Source organism: Delftia deserti, assembly GCF_042653485.1.
GTDB lineage: Bacteria > Pseudomonadota > Gammaproteobacteria > Burkholderiales > Burkholderiaceae_C > Comamonas > Comamonas acidovorans.
In genome coordinates, this window is the sequence record NZ_JBHSIH010000001.1 from 1,963,749 (window position 1) to 1,980,621 (window position 16,873).

The 16,873-nt window shown below is 67.2% G+C and carries 16 protein-coding genes; 9 read left to right on the forward strand and 7 right to left on the reverse strand.

Annotated features, from left to right (window positions below):
• Positions 1 to 62 precede the first annotated feature (62 nt).
• The 6 genes from ACFPFG_RS09350 (at position 63) to kynU (ending at position 5,520) form a co-directional block, all read left to right on the forward strand.
• On the forward strand, positions 63 to 440 hold the full coding sequence (locus tag ACFPFG_RS09350) for a RidA family protein (RefSeq protein ID WP_013803668.1): 378 nt from the start codon (positions 63 to 65) through the stop codon (positions 438 to 440).
• Between the two features lie 105 nt (positions 441 to 545).
• Positions 546 to 1,166 (forward strand): LysE family translocator, encoded by a 621-nt coding sequence (locus tag ACFPFG_RS09355; RefSeq protein ID WP_183017685.1) that lies wholly within the window; start codon positions 546 to 548, stop codon positions 1,164 to 1,166.
• A 24-nt stretch (positions 1,167 to 1,190) separates the two neighbouring features.
• A complete protein-coding gene (locus ACFPFG_RS09360; RefSeq protein WP_183017684.1) occupies positions 1,191 to 1,976 on the forward strand; it encodes a helix-turn-helix domain-containing protein in 786 nt (261 codons plus the stop codon).
• A gap of 129 nt (positions 1,977 to 2,105) precedes the next feature.
• Positions 2,106 to 3,503 carry an amino acid permease gene (locus ACFPFG_RS09365; RefSeq protein WP_183017683.1) on the forward strand — a complete coding sequence of 466 codons (1,398 nt, stop codon included), beginning with the start codon at positions 2,106 to 2,108 and terminating at the stop codon, positions 3,501 to 3,503.
• A 4-nt stretch (positions 3,504 to 3,507) separates the two neighbouring features.
• On the forward strand, positions 3,508 to 4,140 hold the full coding sequence (kynB, locus tag ACFPFG_RS09370; protein ID WP_183017682.1) for an arylformamidase: 633 nt from the start codon (positions 3,508 to 3,510) through the stop codon (positions 4,138 to 4,140).
• Between the two features lie 75 nt (positions 4,141 to 4,215).
• On the forward strand, positions 4,216 to 5,520 hold the full coding sequence (kynU, locus tag ACFPFG_RS09375; RefSeq protein WP_183017681.1) for a kynureninase: 1,305 nt from the start codon (positions 4,216 to 4,218) through the stop codon (positions 5,518 to 5,520).
• Positions 5,521 to 5,538: 18 nt separating this feature from the next.
• On the opposite strand, the gene ACFPFG_RS09380 is transcribed toward kynU, so the two are convergent.
• Together ACFPFG_RS09380 and ada are read right to left on the reverse strand one after the other, a co-directional pair.
• Positions 5,539 to 6,525 carry a DNA-3-methyladenine glycosylase family protein gene (locus ACFPFG_RS09380; protein ID WP_312379506.1) on the reverse strand — a complete coding sequence of 329 codons (987 nt, stop codon included), beginning with the start codon at positions 6,523 to 6,525 and terminating at the stop codon, positions 5,539 to 5,541.
• Complete coding sequence (gene ada / locus ACFPFG_RS09385; RefSeq protein WP_183017679.1) at positions 6,522 to 7,442, reverse strand: bifunctional DNA-binding transcriptional regulator/O6-methylguanine-DNA methyltransferase Ada; 921 nt, start codon at positions 7,440 to 7,442, stop codon at positions 6,522 to 6,524. The genes ACFPFG_RS09380 and ada overlap by 4 nt, the downstream gene beginning before the upstream one ends.
• A 163-nt stretch (positions 7,443 to 7,605) precedes the next feature.
• On the opposite strand from ada, the gene kynA reads away from it, so the two are divergent.
• Both kynA and ACFPFG_RS09395 read left to right on the forward strand, forming a co-directional pair.
• Positions 7,606 to 8,481, forward strand: coding sequence for a tryptophan 2,3-dioxygenase (kynA, locus tag ACFPFG_RS09390; RefSeq protein ID WP_012204084.1), 876 nt, complete (start codon positions 7,606 to 7,608; stop codon positions 8,479 to 8,481).
• Positions 8,482 to 8,572: 91 nt separating this feature from the next.
• The gene (locus ACFPFG_RS09395; RefSeq protein WP_183017678.1) at positions 8,573 to 9,874 is read left to right on the forward strand and encodes an MFS transporter; all 1,302 of its coding nucleotides are present in this window, start codon (positions 8,573 to 8,575) and stop codon (positions 9,872 to 9,874) included.
• Positions 9,875 to 9,892: 18 nt separating this feature from the next.
• On the opposite strand, the gene ACFPFG_RS09400 is transcribed toward ACFPFG_RS09395, so the two are convergent.
• The 3 genes from ACFPFG_RS09400 to ACFPFG_RS09410 form a co-directional block, all read right to left on the reverse strand.
• Positions 9,893 to 11,101, reverse strand: coding sequence for an FAD-dependent monooxygenase (locus tag ACFPFG_RS09400; RefSeq protein WP_183017677.1), 1,209 nt, complete (start codon positions 11,099 to 11,101; stop codon positions 9,893 to 9,895).
• A 380-nt stretch (positions 11,102 to 11,481) separates the two neighbouring features.
• Positions 11,482 to 11,772, reverse strand: coding sequence for an H-NS histone family protein (locus tag ACFPFG_RS09405; RefSeq protein WP_183017675.1), 291 nt, complete (start codon positions 11,770 to 11,772; stop codon positions 11,482 to 11,484).
• Between the two features lie 100 nt (positions 11,773 to 11,872).
• A complete protein-coding gene (locus tag ACFPFG_RS09410) occupies positions 11,873 to 13,186 on the reverse strand; it encodes a hemolysin family protein (protein ID WP_312379504.1) in 1,314 nt (437 codons plus the stop codon).
• Positions 13,187 to 13,210: 24 nt separating this feature from the next.
• On the opposite strand from ACFPFG_RS09410, the gene ACFPFG_RS09415 reads away from it, so the two are divergent.
• Positions 13,211 to 14,056 carry a symmetrical bis(5'-nucleosyl)-tetraphosphatase gene (locus tag ACFPFG_RS09415; RefSeq protein WP_374618386.1) on the forward strand — a complete coding sequence of 282 codons (846 nt, stop codon included), beginning with the start codon at positions 13,211 to 13,213 and terminating at the stop codon, positions 14,054 to 14,056.
• Between the two features lie 172 nt (positions 14,057 to 14,228).
• Here the strand turns inward: ACFPFG_RS09415 and ACFPFG_RS09420 are convergent, their stop codons facing one another.
• Positions 14,229 to 15,737, reverse strand: a complete 1,509-nt coding sequence (locus tag ACFPFG_RS09420; protein ID WP_183017672.1) for a DEAD/DEAH box helicase — start codon at positions 15,735 to 15,737, stop codon at positions 14,229 to 14,231.
• A 219-nt stretch (positions 15,738 to 15,956) separates the two neighbouring features.
• The gene (ypfJ, locus tag ACFPFG_RS09425) at positions 15,957 to 16,835 is read right to left on the reverse strand and encodes a KPN_02809 family neutral zinc metallopeptidase (RefSeq protein WP_380106175.1); all 879 of its coding nucleotides are present in this window, start codon (positions 16,833 to 16,835) and stop codon (positions 15,957 to 15,959) included.
• Positions 16,836 to 16,873: the final 38 nt, after the last annotated feature.

The following is a 16,873-nucleotide window of genomic DNA, read 5'->3' on the forward strand; positions in this document are numbered from 1 at the left end:
CCGACGCAAGAACACCATGCCTTCGCATGTGGTCAAGACACAAGGAAAACACAAGGAAATCCATGAAGCAAATCATCGACGTGGGACTGCCGCCGCTCAAGCAGCCCTTCTCCTGGGCCGTCAAGGCCAGCGGCCAGATGCTGTTCACGGCCCACGGCCCCGTGCGGCCCGACGGCAGCATCGACACCGGCCCCATCGAACAGCAGGCGCGCCTGACCTTCACCAACCTGCGCAACGCGCTGCAGGCCGCAGGCGGCACGCTGGCGCATGTGACCCAGGTGCTGATCTACATGACCGACGTGGCCGACATGCCGGCCATCGACGCCGTGTACCGCGAGTTCTTCGAGGCGCCCTATCCCAACCGCTCCAGCATGGGGATTTCGGCGCTGGTGGTGCCGGGCATGAAGCTGGAGATCGTGGCCTACGCCATGCTCCCCTAGAGGATGTGACGGACATGCCGGCGCCCCGCAATTGCGTTCAATACAGGGGCGGCGTGCGGGGGGAGACTGCGGGCCTTGTGCAGTCCTGCGTCCGCGCGAAATCTCATGTCCTCCTCGCTGCTCGCCATGGGCGTCTTCACCCTCGTCGGCGCCATCACGCCCGGCCCCGTCAATGTGCTGGCCCTGCGCCACGGCGCAGCCCGCTCGCGCCTGGTCTCTGGCGCCTATGTGCTGGGCGCCAGCGCCAGCTATGCGGCCGTGGTCTGGGTCATGGGCCAGGGAGCACAGTGGCTGCTGCAGACGCTGCCGCAGCTGTCCACGGCCGCACAGTGGCTGTGCGCCGCCTATCTGCTGTGGCTGGCCTGGCGGCTGGCCAACGCGCCTGTGGGCCAGGCCGGTGCGCAGCAGCAGGCCGGATCGCAGCGCCCGCTGCAGGCCCTGCTGCAAGCGCTGTTGCAGGGCACGGCCGTGCAGACGCTCAACCCCAAGGCCTGGCTGGTGGCGCTGGCCGGCGTGGGCCTGTTCGTGCTGCCCCACGCGAATGCCCCGTGGGCGCTGCTGCAGTTTTGCGCCATTTCGCTGCTGGCCTGCCTGGTGGGGGTCGGCAGCTGGGCGCTGCTGGGGCAGCTGCTTTCGGGCTGGCTGCACACCGCGCAGCGCCAGCGGCTGTTCCACCGCCTGCTGGCCCTGCTGCTGGTCGCCAGCGTGGCCGCCATGCTGGCATGATGGCCGCCAGCCATTGCAGATGCCATGACCTCGACCTCTCCCCACCGCATCCACCGCCACCCGGCCGCCCCCTGGGCCGAGCTGCGCGACAGTGCGCGCTCGGCGCACTGCTTCCGGCTGCACATGCATGCCGAGTACTCGATCGGCATCGTGGACGCCGGCCGCACCATGTTCCACCATGCCCACGGCCCGCAGCCCGTGGAGACTGGCGGCGTGGTGCTGATCGAGCCCGGCGCCTGGCATGCCTGCAATCCCGAGCCGGGCGCGCCGTGGTCCTACCGCATGCTGTTCATCGATGCCGACTGGCTGCATGCACGGCTGGCCGTGGCTGCGCTGCGCTTTCCCCGTCGCACGCTCACGGATGCGGATATGACTCGCCTCGTGGATGGCCTGTGCCGCCCCGTCGATGGCACGGCGGCCGCCGACCGCCTGGCCCTGGGCCTGGAGCACCTGCTGGACCGCTGTGCCCAGCCCGCAGCCTTGCCCCTGCCCGGCGATGCGGCGGCCCTGGCCCCCGCGTTGCAGCGCCTGCACGCGGGACCCGATGCGGGCCTTACCGTGCAATCGCTGGCCCAGGAATGCGGCATGAGCGCCACGCGCTTCATCCGCCGCTTCAAGGCGGCCACGGGCATGACGCCCGGCAGCTACCGCCTGAACCTGCGCATCAACGGCGCGCGCCGCCTGCTGGCCACGGGCGCGCCACTATCCGAGGCGGCCTATGCCATGGGCTTTGCCGATCAGGCGCACCTGCAGCGCGCCTTCAAGGCCCACCATGCGCTGACGCCGGGCTGCTACGCACGCGGCGCCTGAGCCGGCCGCGCCTGGGCCGGCCGCGCCTGGGCCGGACCCTCCCATGGTTTTGCTGCGGCCAGCCCGGGGCCGGCGGTGAAAGCGCAGATACTTACGCCTTCCGCTTTCAGCCCCCACCTGCCGCGCACCATGGCCGCCTTCCAAGACATTCAGCAACGAGAAACCGGCCTGCGCCAGCAGCTGTCCGCCGCCCAGATGGTGATGATCGCCATTGGCGGCGCCATCGGCACCGGCCTGTTCATGGGCAGCGCCTTCGCCATCGGCTTCGCCGGCCCCAGCGTGCTGGTCAGCTATGCCATCGGCGCGCTGATCTCGCTGCTGCTCATGGGCTGCCTGGCCGAGATGACGGTGGCCCACCCGACCTCGGGCTCGTTCGGCGCCTATGCCGAGCACTACATCAGCCCGCTGGCCGGCTTCATGGTCCGCTATGCCTACTGGGCCGCCGTGGTGCTGGCCGTGGGCATGGAGGTGACGGCCATAGGCATCTACATGGGCTACTGGTTCCCGGACGTGCCGCGCTGGATCTGGGTGCTGGTGTTCTCGGGCGCGCTGGTGGCCGTCAACGCCAGCAGCGTCAAGGCCTTCGGCCAGGTGGAGTACGGCTTTTCCATGGTCAAGATCATCGCCATCGTGGCCTTCATCCTGATCGGCGCCTGGGTGGTGTTCGGCTCGCAGCCCCAGGGCATCGGCTTTTTCAACTACACGGCCGATGGCGGCTTCTTCCCCAAGGGCCTGTGGGGCACCTGGGTGGCCGTGATCATCGCCATCTTCAGCTACCTGAGCCTGGAGGCCGTGGCCGTGGCGGCCGGCGAGGCCGAGGACCCCAGGCGCGCCATCACCCGGGCCTTTCGCACCACCATGGCACGCCTGGTGATCTTCTACCTGGCCACGATCGCGCTGATGCTGGCCATCGTGCCCTGGCAGCAGGCCGGCACGGACAAGAGCCCCTTCGTGAAGGTGATGGAGATCATCGGCATCCCGGGCGCTGCCAGCATCATCAACTTCGTGGTGCTGGTGGCCGCGCTGTCGGCCATGAACAGCCAGCTGTATGTGACCTCGCGCATGATGTTCAGCCTGTCGCGCGGCGGCTATGCGCCCTCGGTGTTCGGTCGGCTGAACAGCCGTGGCGTGCCCGTGGCGGCCATTGCCATCTCCTGCCTGGGCATTGCCGTGGCCGTGGCCGTGAACCTGTGGAAGCCCGAGGGCTCGCTGCTGTGGATGATGTCCGTGTCCATGTTCGGCGCCATGTTCACCTGGTTCATGATCTTCGTGACCCATCTGTTCTTCCGCGCGCGCTGGTCGCGCGAGCATCCGGGCCAGCGCCTGCAGTTCCGCATGTGGGGCTTTCCGCTGTTCACGCTGGCCGGCGCCGCGCTGATGCTGGGCGTGATCGTCACCACCTATTTCACCGAGGTCTTCCACATGACGCTGCTCACGGGCCTGCCCTTCCTGGGCCTGCTGGCCCTGGTCTACATGCTGTGGTACCGGCCCCGCGCGCAAGCAGCCCGCACATCCCCCAAGGAATGAAGCCATGACACGCAGGCTCTGGGACATCTCTCCCGCCATCCAGGCCGCCAGTGCCGTCTTTCCCGGCGACACGCCCTACAGCCAGCAATGGTGCGCCACCATCGGGCCCGGCTGCCCTGTCAATGTCAGCGCCATCACGCTGTCGCCCCATGTGGGCGCGCATGCCGATGCGCCGCTGCACTATGACGCGGACGGCGCCAGCATCGGCCACGTGGACCTGGACGCCTTCCTCGGCCCCTGCCGCGTGATCCACGCCATCGGCAAGGGTGGGCTGATCGAGTGGGAACACATTGCCCACGCGGTGACCGGCAGCCTGCCGCCACGCGTGCTGGTGCGCACCTACGAGCGCGCCCCCACCACCTGGGACCAGGAACTGGCCGCCTATGCGCCGGCCACGGTCGAGCGTCTGGCCGACCTGGGCGTCAGGCTCATCGGCATTGACACCGCCAGCATCGACCCGGCCAGCAGCAAGAGCCTGGACAGCCACCAGGTGATCCGCCGGCGCGGCCTGCGCGTGCTGGAGAACCTGGTGCTGGACGAGGTGGCCGAGGGCGACTACGAGCTCATCGCCCTGCCGCTCAAGCTGGTCGAGGCCGATGCCTCGCCCGTGCGCGCCGTGCTGCGCGCCCTGGCCTGATCCCTGCCCGCATTGCGGCGCCGGCCCTGCCCGCGCTTTTCGCCTTTTCGCCTTTTCGATACCCAAGGAGACCCCGTGACGAGCCTGCAAGACTGCCTCACCCTCGATGCGCAAGACCCGCTGCGCGCCCTGCGCGACCAATTCACGCTGCCCGAAGGCGTGATCTACCTTGACGGCAATTCGCTGGGCGCCAGCCCCCGCGCCGCCGCCGCGCGCGTGGCCGAGGTGGTGCAGCAGGAATGGGCGCAGGGCCTGATCCGCTCGTGGAACGATGCGGGCTGGATCAGCCTGCCCCAGCGCCTGGGCGACCAGTTCGCCCCCTGGCTGGGCGTGGGCGCGGGTGAGCTGGTGTTCACCGACACCGCCTCCATCAACCTCTACAAGGTGCTGTCGGCGGCGGCCCGCATCGCGCGCGAGGACGCGCCGCAGCGCAAGCGCCTGATCAGCGAGCGCAGCAACTTCCCCACCGACCTCTACATCGCCCAGTCGGTCTGCCAGGAATACGGGCTGGAGCTGGTGCTGCTCGAACCCGAGGAGATTGGCGGTGCGTTGACCGACGAGGTCGCCATCTGCATGCTCACCCATGTCAACTACCGCACGGGCGCCATGCACGACATGGCTGCCGTGACGGCTGCCGCGCAGGGCAAGGGCATTCTCTGTATCTGGGACCTGTGCCACAGCGCAGGCGCCGTGCCTGTCGATCTCAAGGGCGCCAATGCCGACTTCGCCATTGGCTGCAGCTACAAGTACCTCAACGGCGGCCCCGGTGCGCCGGCCTTTGTCTGGGCCCATCCGCGCCTGATCAACCGCTTCTGGCAGCCGCTGTCGGGCTGGTTCGGCCATGCCGAGCCCTTCAAGTTCGTGCCCGACTACCACCCGGCCCAGGGCATACAGCGCTACCTGTGCGGCACCCAGCCCATGGTCAGCCTGAGCGTGCTGCAGTGCGGCCTGGATGTGTTCACGGCCGTGGAGCCGCTGGGCGGCATGGACGCGCTGCGCAACAAGTCGCTGGCGCTGACCGACCTGTTCATCGCCCTGGTCGAGGAACGCTGCCAGGGCCACGGCCTGGGCCTGGCCACGCCGCGCGAGCACGGCCGGCGCGGCTCCCAGGTCTGCCTCACGCGCGAGGAGGGGCTGGGCGTGGACGGCAAGGACAGCGGCGCCTATGCCATCGTGCAGGCACTGATCGCGCGCGGCGTGATCGGCGACTTCCGCAAGGGCGACGGCACGGGCCTGCACAAGGACATCCTGCGCTTCGGCTTCACGCCGCTGTACGTGGGATTCGAAGATGTCTGGCATGCCGTGGAGCACCTGCGCCAGGTGCTGGAATCGGGCGAATGGCGCAAGCCGGAGTTCAACCGCGTCAATGCGGTGACCTGAAAGCCTGAAGCCCGGCGCTCAGAACGCCGTGGACGACAGCGAGGCCCAGAGATGGGCGGCGACCAGGGCGCGCCAGGGCGCGAAGTCCCGCAGCCACAACTCGGTCTGCGCCGCATCCATGGCGTCCGTCTTCAGCAGCAGGGCCAGGGCCCGGCGCACGGCCACATCGCCGTGCAATGGGCCGTCCAGGTGGCCATAGCCGCGCAGCAGCATGTAGTTCACGGTCCACGGGCCTATGCCCTTGAGGGCCAGCAGCCGCTCGCGGATCTCGGCCACCGGCAGTTCAGGCAGGGCCGCCCAGTCGTCCAGCGGCAATTCACCCGACTGCACGGCCTGGGCCAGCAGACGCAGCGTGTGCGTCTTGCTCCGCGAAAAGCCGGCAGCGCGCAAATCCTCCTCGCCCAGCTGCGCCAGCTGGGCGGCCTCCGGCATGCACCACAGCTGCTGCGGCGCGTCGGCATGGCCATCGTGCAGCGCCACCGGCTGGCCGGCTGCGGCGATCAGGCGGCGGCGCAGCGACACGGCTGCAGCCACGCTGATCTGCTGTCCGGTGACGGCCCAGCTCAGCGCCTCCCAGGGCGTGCAGGCCGCGGGTACATGCAGGCCACGCTGGCGCGCCAGCAGCGGCCCCAGCCGCGCATGGCGGCCAAAACGGCGCTCGAATTCGCCCACATCCTGGGACAGACCGAACATGCGCCGCAGCATGGCGGCCAGCACGTCGTCCATACCGGTGATTGCGCCTGCCTCGGCGGGTAGGCGCCAGCGGGCCTGCACCACGGCCGCCCCTTCGCACTGCTGCGTCAATTCCAGGGTCAGCAGCGTGGGAAGGCCTTTCCACATCAGGCCCTTGTGCATGCGGATGGTGGCGCCGTCCTGCAGATCGCATTCGGACAGGCGCTGGGAATCGCGCCGGTGGAAACCCCAGAACTCGGTCATGCGGTAGCCGGCCGGCAGCGTCAGTTGCTGCTCTGCGCCATGGCTGTGACCGGTGCGCCGCCCGATCATGCCTTGCCGGCCTGGCGCAGCGGGGCTCGGCCGCTCTCCCGCCCTGTCTCCGGGACAGCGGCCTCCTGCGCCTGGCGCGCCTCGCGCAGCAGCAGGGCACGCTTGCGCTCCACGCCCCAGCGGTAGCCGGAGATGCTGCCGTCGTTGCGCACCACGCGGTGGCAGGGCACGGCCACGGCAATCGGGTTGGCAGCGACGGCGCTGGCCACGGCGCGGGCGCCCGTGGGCATGCCCAGGCGCAGGGCCAGTTCGGAATAGCTCAGGGTCTGGCCGGCCGGAATGGCGCACAGCGCCTGCCACACGCGCTGCTGGAAGACCGTGCCCTGCACATCCAGCGGCAGCGCCAGGCCGCGGCGCGGCTGCTCGACCAGGGCCACGACCTGGGCCACGGTGTGCTCGAAGCCCGCATCGCCACCCACCAGCTCGGCCAGCGGAAAGCGCTGCTGCAGGTCCTGCACCAGGGCCTCGGCGTCGTCGCCCAGCAGCACGCAGCACACGCCGCGCTCGGTGCAGGCCACGAGGATGCTGCCCAGCGTGCATTCGGCCACGGCAAAGCGGATGGTCTGGCGCATGCCGCCGCGCCGGTAGTCGCCGGGCGCCATGCCCAGCATGGCGCCTGCGTCGCGGTAGAAACTGCTGCTGGCCGCATAGCCGCTGGAGTAGGCCGCATCGGTGACCGAGTCGCTCTGGCCCGGCTGCAGCGCCGCGCGCAGCGCGCGGGCCCGGTGGGCCTTGGCGTAGGCCTTGGGCGTGAGGCCCGTGGCCTGCTTGAACAGGCGGTGCAGCTGCCAGGGGCTCAGCCCGGAGCGCTCGGCCAGCGATCCCAGGGCCGGGGGAGGCTCCTCGGTTTCCAGCCAACGGCAGCATCGGGCCACCAGGGCCGCTGGGTGGGCGCAGGCATCGCTGGATGGATTCATGGCTTTGTTGGACACGGCGCGTCTTTCGGAGTCATCGGATGCCCTACTCTACGCAGCCCGGTGCGCCCGCGCATCCCGCTTCTTGCAAGCCGCAGGATTTCAGCGCGGGATTCGGTTACGCTGCGCCCTGCATTTTCCGCGTCGAGACTTGCGAGACTCCCACATGACCACCGAACACTCCGGCTGTCCCATGAACAGCCCCGGCCGCACCGAATCCATCGTCAAAGAGGAGCGCGCCCAGCTGGACTTCAGCCAGTCCATGAGCTATGGCGACTACCTGCACCTGGACCAGATCCTCACGGCACAGCATCCGCTGTCGCCCGCGCATGACGAGATGCTGTTCATCATCCAGCACCAGACCAGCGAGCTGTGGATGAAGCTGATGCTGCACGAGGTCCGCGCCGCCACGGCCGCCATCGCAGGCGGCACGCGTGCCGACGCCTTCAAGATGCTGGCCCGCGTGAGCCGCATCATGGAGCAACTGGTCAGCGCCTGGACCGTGCTGTCCACCATGACCCCGCCCGAGTACACGGCCATGCGTCCCTACCTGGCCAACTCCAGCGGCTTCCAGAGCTACCAGTACCGCTGCATCGAGTTCTCGCTGGGCAACAAGAACGCCGCCATGCTCCAGCCCCATGCCCACCGGCCCGACCTGCTGGCCCAGGTGGAGACGGCATGGCGCTCGCCCTCGCTCTACGACGTGTCCCTGCAGCTGCTGGCGCGCGAGGGCATCGACGTGCCCGCCGACCGGCTGGAGCGCGACTGGACCCAGCCCTATGAGGCCAGCGAGGGCGTCAAGCAGGCCTGGATCACCGTCTACCGCGATCCCCACAAGCACTGGGACCTGTATCAACTCGGCGAAAAGCTGGCCGACATCGAGGACGCCTTCCGCCTGTGGCGCTTCCGCCACCTGACCACGGTGGAGCGCGTCATCGGCTTCAAGCGGGGAACGGGCGGCACGGGCGGCGTCAGCTATCTGCGCAAGATGCTGGACGTGGTGCTGTTCCCCGAGATCTGGGCGCTGCGCACCGAGCTGTAAGGACTGGCGGGCGCCACCGACGGCAGACCGCTGCGGTGGCGACAGCGCGCATGCGCGCAAACGGGTAAGCTGCGGCGCCAGGAGAAATACCGTGTCCGCAGCGCCACAACAGCCCCCACACAACAACACACACACAGAGGCTTCGCAGACCTCCCCCGCAGCACCGCCGCCGCGCAGCCAGCTGCTGTGGGCCATGCTGCTGTCCCTGCTCTCGGCCTTTGCGCTGAGCCAGGCCTTTCGCACCATCACCTCGGTCATGGCCACGGGTCTTCAGCAGGATTTCGGGCTCACGGCGCAGTCGCTGGGCGCCTTCGCCGGTCTGTTCGGCCTGTCCTTCGGCGTGGCCCAGCTGCTGATGGGCATTGGAATGGACCTCTACGGCCTGCGGCGCACGGTGCTGCTGTCGTTTCCGCTGGCGATCGCGGGGTCGGCACTGTCCGCCGCCGCACCCAACTACGGCTGGCTGATGGTGGGCCAGTTGCTGATCGGCGTGGGCTGCTCGCCCGCCTTCCTGGCCTGCACCATGTTCATCTCGCGCCACTTCCCCATCGATCGCTTCGCCTTCCTGTCAGGCGTGGGCATGGGCGTGGGCGGACTGGGGCTGCTGTTCACGGGCACGCCGCTGGCCTGGCTGGTCCAGCACTACGGCTGGCGTTCGGGCTTTGCCCTGCTGGCCGTGATGGCGGCCGCTTCATGGCTGCTGATCTGGTGGCGCGTACATGAGCCTGTACGCACCGGCGCGCAGGCCGGTCCCAAGGAAAGCTGGGGCGTGGCGGCGCGCCGCCTGGCCGAGCTGTTCACGCTGCCGCACACGCTGGGCATCGTCCTGCTGGCCATGGCCTGCTATGCGTCGTTTCTGGCGCTGCGCGGCCTGTGGCTGGGGCCGCTGCTCATACACCGCTACGGCTTCTCGCTGGTGGAAAGCGGCAATGTGGCCCTGGTGGTCTCGATGATCTCGCTGTTCAGCCCCGCGATTTTCGGCCGCATGGACCCCGGTGCGGGCCGGCGCCGGCGCTGGCTCAACAACTACTCCCTGCTCATGGGCAGCCTGTTCATGGTCATGGCCTTCCTGCACCACGCCTGGGCCAATGTGGCGCTGATATTCGCCATGGGCCTGCTGTCCGGCTACTCCGTGCTGCAGTACGCCGATGTGCGGGCCTCCTACCCGCCCGAGCTGACCGGCCGCGCGCTGTCGCTGTTCACCATGGCCATGTTCCTGGGCGTGGCCCTGGTGCAGTGGTTCACGGGCTGGGTCGCCGCCTGGGCCGAAGCCTGGGGCGTGGAGCCCTACAAGGCGGTGATGATCTCGATTGCCGCCACCCTCGTCGGTGCGTCGACCGCGTTCCGTTTCCTGCCATCCTCACCACTGCTGCGCCAGGCATCCGCCGCCTAGCGGCCGCAGTCTCTGTCTCTACAAGGCGTTGGCGGCCGAGCCGTCGCCACGGTACAGCCAGGGCAGATCCATCAGCCGTGAGCCCAGCAGGCGCAGCGACAGGTCACGCCCCCAGCGCACCGGACCCGTGGCATGGAAGATGCGGCCATTGCGCTGCGAGCGTGCCTGCACGCGCGCATTGCGCTGCCAGCGATTGAGCGCATAGCGGCGCAGGCGCATGTTGACGTCCAGGTCATGCATGGACAGGGCGCGCTGCAGCTCCGCTGCATCTTCAATCGCCATGCCGGCGCCCTGGGCCAGATAGGGGCGCATGGGGTGGGCGGCATCGCCCAGCAGCGCCACCACGCCGCGCGCCATCTGCGCGGCCGATTGCACGGGGGGACGATCCCCCACCGGCCACAGCCGCCAGTCACCGCCGGCTGCAGGCACATGCTGCACCAGGTCCAGCAGCTGGGGGCAACTGCCCTGCAGCACCCGCACCAGATCATCGAGATTGCCCGCGTGGTCCCAGTTCGCCAGATCCTCAGGTGCCGGGCCCTGGATGATGATCACCAGGTTCTGCAGCTCCCCGCGGCGCACGGGGTACTGAATGGCATGCATGCGCGAGCCCAGCCAGGCCGTGACATCGGTGGCCCGCAGGCGCTTGGGCAACTGGGCCTGGTGCACCAGGGCGCGGTAGGCCAGGTGTCCGGTGACACGCGGCGGGCCGTCGCCCAGCAACTGCTGGCGCAGAACGCTGCGCACGCCATCGGCGGCGACCAGGGCATCGCCTTCGATCAGCTTGCCGGCCCGGGTTCGCACGGTGACCACGCCGTCGGTCTCGGAAAAGCCCTCGATGGGCTGGCCCAGGTTCAGGTGCATGCCCGGATAAGTCTGAGCAGCTTCCTGCAGCAATTGCTGCAGATCGGCCCGGTGGATGGTGGCGTAGGCCGCGCCATAGCGTTGCACGGACTCGCTGCCCAAGGGCATATGCGCCAATTCCTGCCCGGTGACTGCGCTGCGCACGCGCAGGCTGCCCGGCAGTGCCACCACCTGCTGCAGCGGTTTTTGCAGGCCCCAGGCCTGAAGCCGCCGCACGACATTCGGACCGATCTGGATTCCGGCGCCCACTTCACTGAGCGCGGCCGCCTGCTCGAAAAGACGCACTTCCCAACCCGCCCGCGACGCACCGATGGCGGCGGCCAGGCCACCAATGCCGCCGCCGGCAATCAACACCTGCTTGTTCATGTGCGTATTGTGCCTCTGCGGCCCCCCCATGGTGGCCGGGGCCTGATTATTCAAGTCGGACACCGCTGAAGAAAATCAACAAAATGCTCGGAATTTTCTGAGGCATGCGCGCATCCCCCGGGGGCATTGAGACGCATCAAGATCCCCAAAACAGGCATCTCGACATGCACCAACTGCCATAAAGGACATCGCCCCGCCATCACCGGTGCGGCACGGCCAAGAATCCGCCTTTGCATCGCCGCTCTGGAAATGTCCATGCACGGTTGCACACTTGACGCCGAAGATGATAGCGATTCTCACCTGAGACAATCTTTGGACAAATGGCTGTGCCAATGAAAAAAGCCCGCACAGGGCGGGCTCTTTCATGCGCGACGGGAAAATCAGATGACAAATTTCTCACGGTCCTGATTCTGAATCCACTTTGGCGGCTTGCCACGTCCGGTCCAGGTTTGGCCGGTTGCGGGATCGCGGTACTTGGGAGCCACTTTGGCGCCGCTTGTGCCAGCGGTACGACCACGAGTTGCAGGAAACACATCATCGGCAGTCAGTCCGTATTCGGCAATCAAGTTGCGAACCTGTCCCACGGCGTCGGCAAGCTCGCGCTTGCGTGCTTCCTGGATCTGTTGCTCCAGTTCCTGTCGCTGCTTCAGCAGTTCCTTGTAAGAGCTCATGGTATGCGCCTTGAAAGTAGTTTAAGAGCTTTCATTATAAAAACATAATCGCCCCATGACGCAACATGCATGTAAGCAAAACCCACAATATCGCCGCTGCCTATTGCGAAGAATAGTTCTCGGATAAATCCGATATGGCCAGCACCTTGTCAATGCGTTTGCCATCGAGATCGATGACCTCGAAGATCCAGCCCGCACAGCTGACGCGTTCCCCCAGAATGGGCAAATGGCCGCTTTCTGCCATGAGAAGGCCCGCCACGGTGTTGTATCGACCGCGGTGCTCATCGGGCAGATCCCGAATATCGAGGCGCGCCTTCAGCTCCGATATGGGCATCAGGCCATCCAATAGCCAGGAGCCATCCTCACGCTGCATGGCCCAGGCCTCTGCCTCGGTCACAGGCTGTAACTCGCCGGTAATCGCCTCTAGCAAATCCCGGGGTGTCATGATGCCCTGCACCACGCCATATTCATCCACCACAAACACCATGCGCCCGGACCGGGCACGCAATTGCTCCAGCAACTCCATGGCGCTGAGCGTCTCGGGCAGGAAAGATGCCGGCAGCACATGTTCGTAAAGCGTGGTGCCCGCGGCATCCGGGCCCAATGCCAGCAGGCGCGCCACGCTGATGATGCCGACCACGTCATCCAGCGAATTGCGGCACACCGGGTACCAGGAATGCCCGCCCTTCGAATGGTCGTCGGCCGAGGCCTGCAATGCCTCGGTGACGGTCATGTCGGCGTCCAGCCATTGCACGTCGCCGCGCGGGACCATGATCGACGTCAGTGAGCGGTCATCGAGGTGAAAGACGTTTTGCACCATCTGGTGCTCGTTGGCCTCGATCACTCCGGCATCCCGCCCTTCGGCGAGGCTTGCCACGATTTCCTCTTCGGTCACGGAGCGCGCTGCGGATTCATTGATGCGCAGCAGGGTCAGCATGGCGCGCGTGGAAAAGGCCAGCAGCCGCACAAAGGGCTTGGCGGCCGAAGCCACCCAGGTCATGGGCCGGGAAACCACCGTGGCCACGGTTTCGGGATAAAGCTGGCCTATGCGCTTTGGCACCAGCTCTCCGAAGACGATGGTGACGAAGGTGATCACGGTCACGACCAGCGCCGTGGCAGAAATGCTGGCCGCGCGTTCCGGAACGCCCAGGCCCAGCAGCCATGCGGCCAGCCCGTCACTGAAGGCCGCCTCTCCCAAAATGCCGTTGAGCAGGCCGATGGAGGTGATGCCCACCTGCACCGAAGAAAGAAATTGCGTGGGGTTTTCGAGCAAGGCCAGTGCCGCCACCGCACCCTTGTCGCCTGTTTCAGCCAGTGCCACCAACCGAGCCTTGCGGCTGGAGGCCAGTGCCAATTCGGACATTGCAAACACCCCATTGAGCAGCGTAAGCAACGCGATCAGCAGAAAATCCATGGTTCGTATATCAGAAAGAAGACCATGGCACTTTACTGTATCGGCGATATCCAGGGATGCCACGACGCCTTTGAGCGCCTGCTGCGCCGCGTGGATTTTTCCGCCAGCCGCGATACCTTGTACATCCTGGGCGACCTCGTGAACCGCGGTCCGGAATCGGACAAGGTGCTGCGCACCTGCATGGCCGCTGGCGATTCCATGCGCGCCCTGCTGGGCAACCACGACCTGCACCTGCTGGCCGCCGCCCAGGGCGTGCGACGCAGCAGCCGGCGCGACACGCTGGCCCGGGTGCTGGATGCGCCCGATCGCGATCAGCTGCTGGACTGGCTGCGCCACCAGCCGCTGGCGCGCAGCCACCGCACGGCGCATGGCGAGGAACTGCTGATGGTGCATGCCGGCGTGCTGCCGCAGTGGAGCAGCCAGGACGTGATGGCGCTGGCGGGCGAGGTGCATGCGGTACTGTGCAGCAAGCAGTTGCCCGATTTCTTGCAGGCCATGTACGGCAACCAGCCCGATCGCTGGTCACCCGACCTGCTGGGATGGGAGCGCCTTCGCGTGATCGTCAACGCCTTGACCCGGCTGCGCTTTTGCACCGCACAGGGTGTCATGGATTTCGACAGCACCGAGTCGGCCGAGCAGGCGGCACCCGGCCTCATGCCCTGGTTCGATGTGCCGGGCCGCGCCACGGCGAGCGCAACAATTGCGTTTGGCCACTGGTCCACGCTGGGCCACATCGACCGGCCCGATCTGGTGGCGCTGGACACCGGCTGCGTCTGGGGCGGATGCCTGAGCATGATGCGTTTCGGCGATCACCTGGCAGACCGGGAACTGATCCAGGTGGACTGCCCGCAGGCTCAGGCCCCGGGCTGACCTGGACGACGCCGATGAGCGAGCGCCCATGAAAAATGGCCCCCACGCTCCCCTTGCTGCGCAAGGTCCGCTGCCCCCCGAGGGGGAGCTTTTTCATCTTGGGGCGGCCCGGCGATGAAAAAAACGCCTGCAAGGCAGGCGTTTTTCGTGAGGCAGGCGTCTTGCGCGGTGCTCAGACCTCGGAAGTGGCGGCGGGTGCCACAGGCGGGACAGGCGCGACGGGCGCCTTGAACAACGCGGCCAGCTTGCGCTTGGGCTTGATGCCGCCGCCCGCCTTGGGCGCGGAAGCAGCACCCTGGCTGTCCCAGCTCGCATCGACGCTGGCGGCTGCCTCGTAGGGCTTGTCGAAGAACGGGTCCGAGTGCGCCGGGCGCTGGGCCATGCGCGAGCCGCGATGGCCAAAACCTGCACTGCCCCGCGACGCATCACCGCCGCGATCGCCACGCTCGGCGCCGCGATCCCGTTCACGACCGTAACCGCCGCTGCCTTGGCGCGGCAGCTCGTCAAAACGATGACCACGCGGCGCGCTGCCACGGAAATCTTCCATGGGGCAGGCCTCGACGTCGATCTTCTTCTTGATGAGCTTCTCGATCTCGCCCACCAGGCGCGCATCGTGGTTGGTCACCAGGGTCACGGCAATGCCGGAGGCGCCTGCACGGCCCGTGCGGCCAATGCGGTGCACATAGTCTTCGGCGTTGAAGGGCACGTCGTAGTTGAAGACGGCCGGCACGTCCTTGATGTCCAGGCCACGGGCCGCGACATCGGTACACACCAGCAGATCCACCTCGCCGCGCTTGAAGGCTTCAAGCGCCTTCAGGCGCTCGTCCTGGCTCTTGTCGCCGTGCAGCGCCGTTGCGCGCAGGCCATCACGCTCCAGGGCACGCGTCAGGCGCGCACAGCCCAGCTTGCTGTTGGAGAAGACGAAGGCCTGGCGGATGCCGCGCTGCTTGAGAAGGGAGCGCAGCGCATAGCGCTTGTCGTCGTCGCTGACGCTGTAGAAGCGCTGCTCCACCGTGGAAGCCGTCTCGTTGGGGCGGGCCACCTCGATGGTGACGGGGTCCTGCAGGTAGCTGCTGGCCAGGCGCTTGATCTCGGGCGAGAAGGTGGCGCTGAACAGCAAGGTGGTGCGTGTCTTGGGCAAGTGCGACAGGATGCGCTGCAGATCGGGCAGGAAGCCGATGTCCAGCATGCGGTCTGCCTCGTCCAGCACCACGTACTCGACCTGGTTGAGCACGGCGTTCTTGGCTTCGATGTGGTCAAGCAGGCGGCCCGGCGTGGCCACCAGCACCTCGACCCCCTTCTTGAGCTCCAGCGTCTGCGGCTTCATGTCCATGCCGCCGAACACCACGGTGCTGCGCAGCTTGGTGTACTTCGCATACTGGGCGATCTGCTGGGCCACCTGGTCCGCCAGTTCGCGTGTGGGCAAAAGCACCAACGCCCGCACGGGGTGGCGTGCAGGCGAAGCGGAGGTATTTTCGTGGCGCATCAGCCGCTGCAGCAACGGCAGCGAGAACGCCGCCGTCTTGCCGGTGCCGGTCTGGGCGGCGCCCATGACATCCTTGCCGGTCAGAACGACCGGAATGGCCTGTGCCTGGATGGGCGTCATGGACTCGTAGCCCATGTCGGCCACGGCGCGCGCCAGGGACTCAGCCAGCTGGAGATTGGAGAAAGAGCTTGTCATTGAGAGCGCTATTGTCGCACCTAGCGCGATTTGTGCGTTGCAATAACGCCAATTGGCACCTGGACAAGCATGGCGTTGTGTGAGCGCAACCCGCAAAAACCCGGTATGAGGGCCCGCAATGCGGGCATTTTTTCGTCGCCGGACAGCCTCCAGATGAAAAAGCGGCCCCTCGCAGGGGCCGGCGAAGCTTGCGCAGCAACGCGAGCGTGGGGGTACTTCTCAGAGGGAAGCAGCCGAAAAAGTGTCGCAGGACTTGACGCTGCCGGTACGCAGGCCGGTGCCGAACCAGCGCTGGCGCTGGGCGCTGGTGCCGTGCGTGAAGCTGTCCGGCACCACGGCACCGCCGCCTGCGCGCTGCAGGGCGTCGTCGCCGATCTTGGATGCCGCATTCATGGCCGACTCCACATCGCCCTGCTCCAGGATCTGGCGGGCGCTTTGCGCGCGGTTGGCCCAGACGCCGGCCAGGCAATCGGCCTGCAGTTCCAGCTTGACCGACAGGTGGTTGTACTCCACCTTGCTGACGCGGCCACGGGCGCGGTCCACCTGGGCGCTGATGCCCAGCAGGTTCTGCACGTGGTGACCCACCTCATGGGCAATCACATAGGCCTGGGCGAAATCGCCGGGCGCGCCCAGCTGGTTCTTGAGCGTTTCGTAGAAGCCCAGGTCGATATACACCTTCTGGTCGGCAGGGCAGTAGAACGGTCCCATGGCCGACTGCCCCGTGCCGCAGGCCGTGGGCGTTGCGCCACGGAACAGCACGAGCTTGGGATCGGTATATTGGGCGCCGCCCTGGCGGAACACATCGCGCCATACATCTTCGGTATCGGCAAGCACGGTGGAAACAAAGCGGGCGAGCTGGTCATCGGCCGGAGGCTTGTGGGCCGGGCCCTGAGGCTGCTGCACCTGCACCGGCGAGCCGCCGCTGAGCGCCCCCAGGATGGTCAGCGGGTTGATGCCCAGCACCCAGCCGCCGACCAGGGCGATGACGATGGTGCCGATGCCTATGCTGCGTCCGCCGAAGACGGGGCCGCCGCCACCGCCACCCTCGTCACGGCGGTCTTCCACATTGTCCGACTCGCGGTTGCCTTCCCATCTCATGGTGTTCACTCCTGGATCTGTGCTGCAGCCTGCAGCAT

Excerpts from the sequence above, each read along its gene's own strand:
- ACFPFG_RS09350 (WP_013803668.1), top strand. The coding sequence starts at position 63 with ATGAAGCAAATCATCGACGTGGGACTGCCGCCGCTCAAGCAGCCCTTC.
- ACFPFG_RS09355 (WP_183017685.1), top strand. The coding sequence starts at position 546 with ATGTCCTCCTCGCTGCTCGCCATGGGCGTCTTCACCCTCGTCGGCGCC.
- ACFPFG_RS09360 (WP_183017684.1), top strand. The coding sequence starts at position 1,191 with ATGACCTCGACCTCTCCCCACCGCATCCACCGCCACCCGGCCGCCCCC.
- ACFPFG_RS09365 (WP_183017683.1), top strand. The coding sequence starts at position 2,106 with ATGGCCGCCTTCCAAGACATTCAGCAACGAGAAACCGGCCTGCGCCAG.
- kynB (WP_183017682.1), top strand. The coding sequence starts at position 3,508 with ATGACACGCAGGCTCTGGGACATCTCTCCCGCCATCCAGGCCGCCAGT.
- ACFPFG_RS09380 (WP_312379506.1), bottom strand. The coding sequence starts at position 6,525 with ATGATCGGGCGGCGCACCGGTCACAGCCATGGCGCAGAGCAGCAACTG.
- ada (WP_183017679.1), bottom strand. The coding sequence starts at position 7,442 with ATGAATCCATCCAGCGATGCCTGCGCCCACCCAGCGGCCCTGGTGGCC.
- kynA (WP_012204084.1), top strand. The coding sequence starts at position 7,606 with ATGACCACCGAACACTCCGGCTGTCCCATGAACAGCCCCGGCCGCACC.
- ACFPFG_RS09400 (WP_183017677.1), bottom strand. The coding sequence starts at position 11,101 with ATGAACAAGCAGGTGTTGATTGCCGGCGGCGGCATTGGTGGCCTGGCC.
- ACFPFG_RS09405 (WP_183017675.1), bottom strand. The coding sequence starts at position 11,772 with ATGAGCTCTTACAAGGAACTGCTGAAGCAGCGACAGGAACTGGAGCAA.
- ACFPFG_RS09410 (WP_312379504.1), bottom strand. The coding sequence starts at position 13,186 with ATGGATTTTCTGCTGATCGCGTTGCTTACGCTGCTCAATGGGGTGTTT.
- ACFPFG_RS09415 (WP_374618386.1), top strand. The coding sequence starts at position 13,211 with ATGGCACTTTACTGTATCGGCGATATCCAGGGATGCCACGACGCCTTT.
- ACFPFG_RS09420 (WP_183017672.1), bottom strand. The coding sequence starts at position 15,737 with ATGACAAGCTCTTTCTCCAATCTCCAGCTGGCTGAGTCCCTGGCGCGC.
- ypfJ (WP_380106175.1), bottom strand. The coding sequence starts at position 16,835 with ATGAGATGGGAAGGCAACCGCGAGTCGGACAATGTGGAAGACCGCCGT.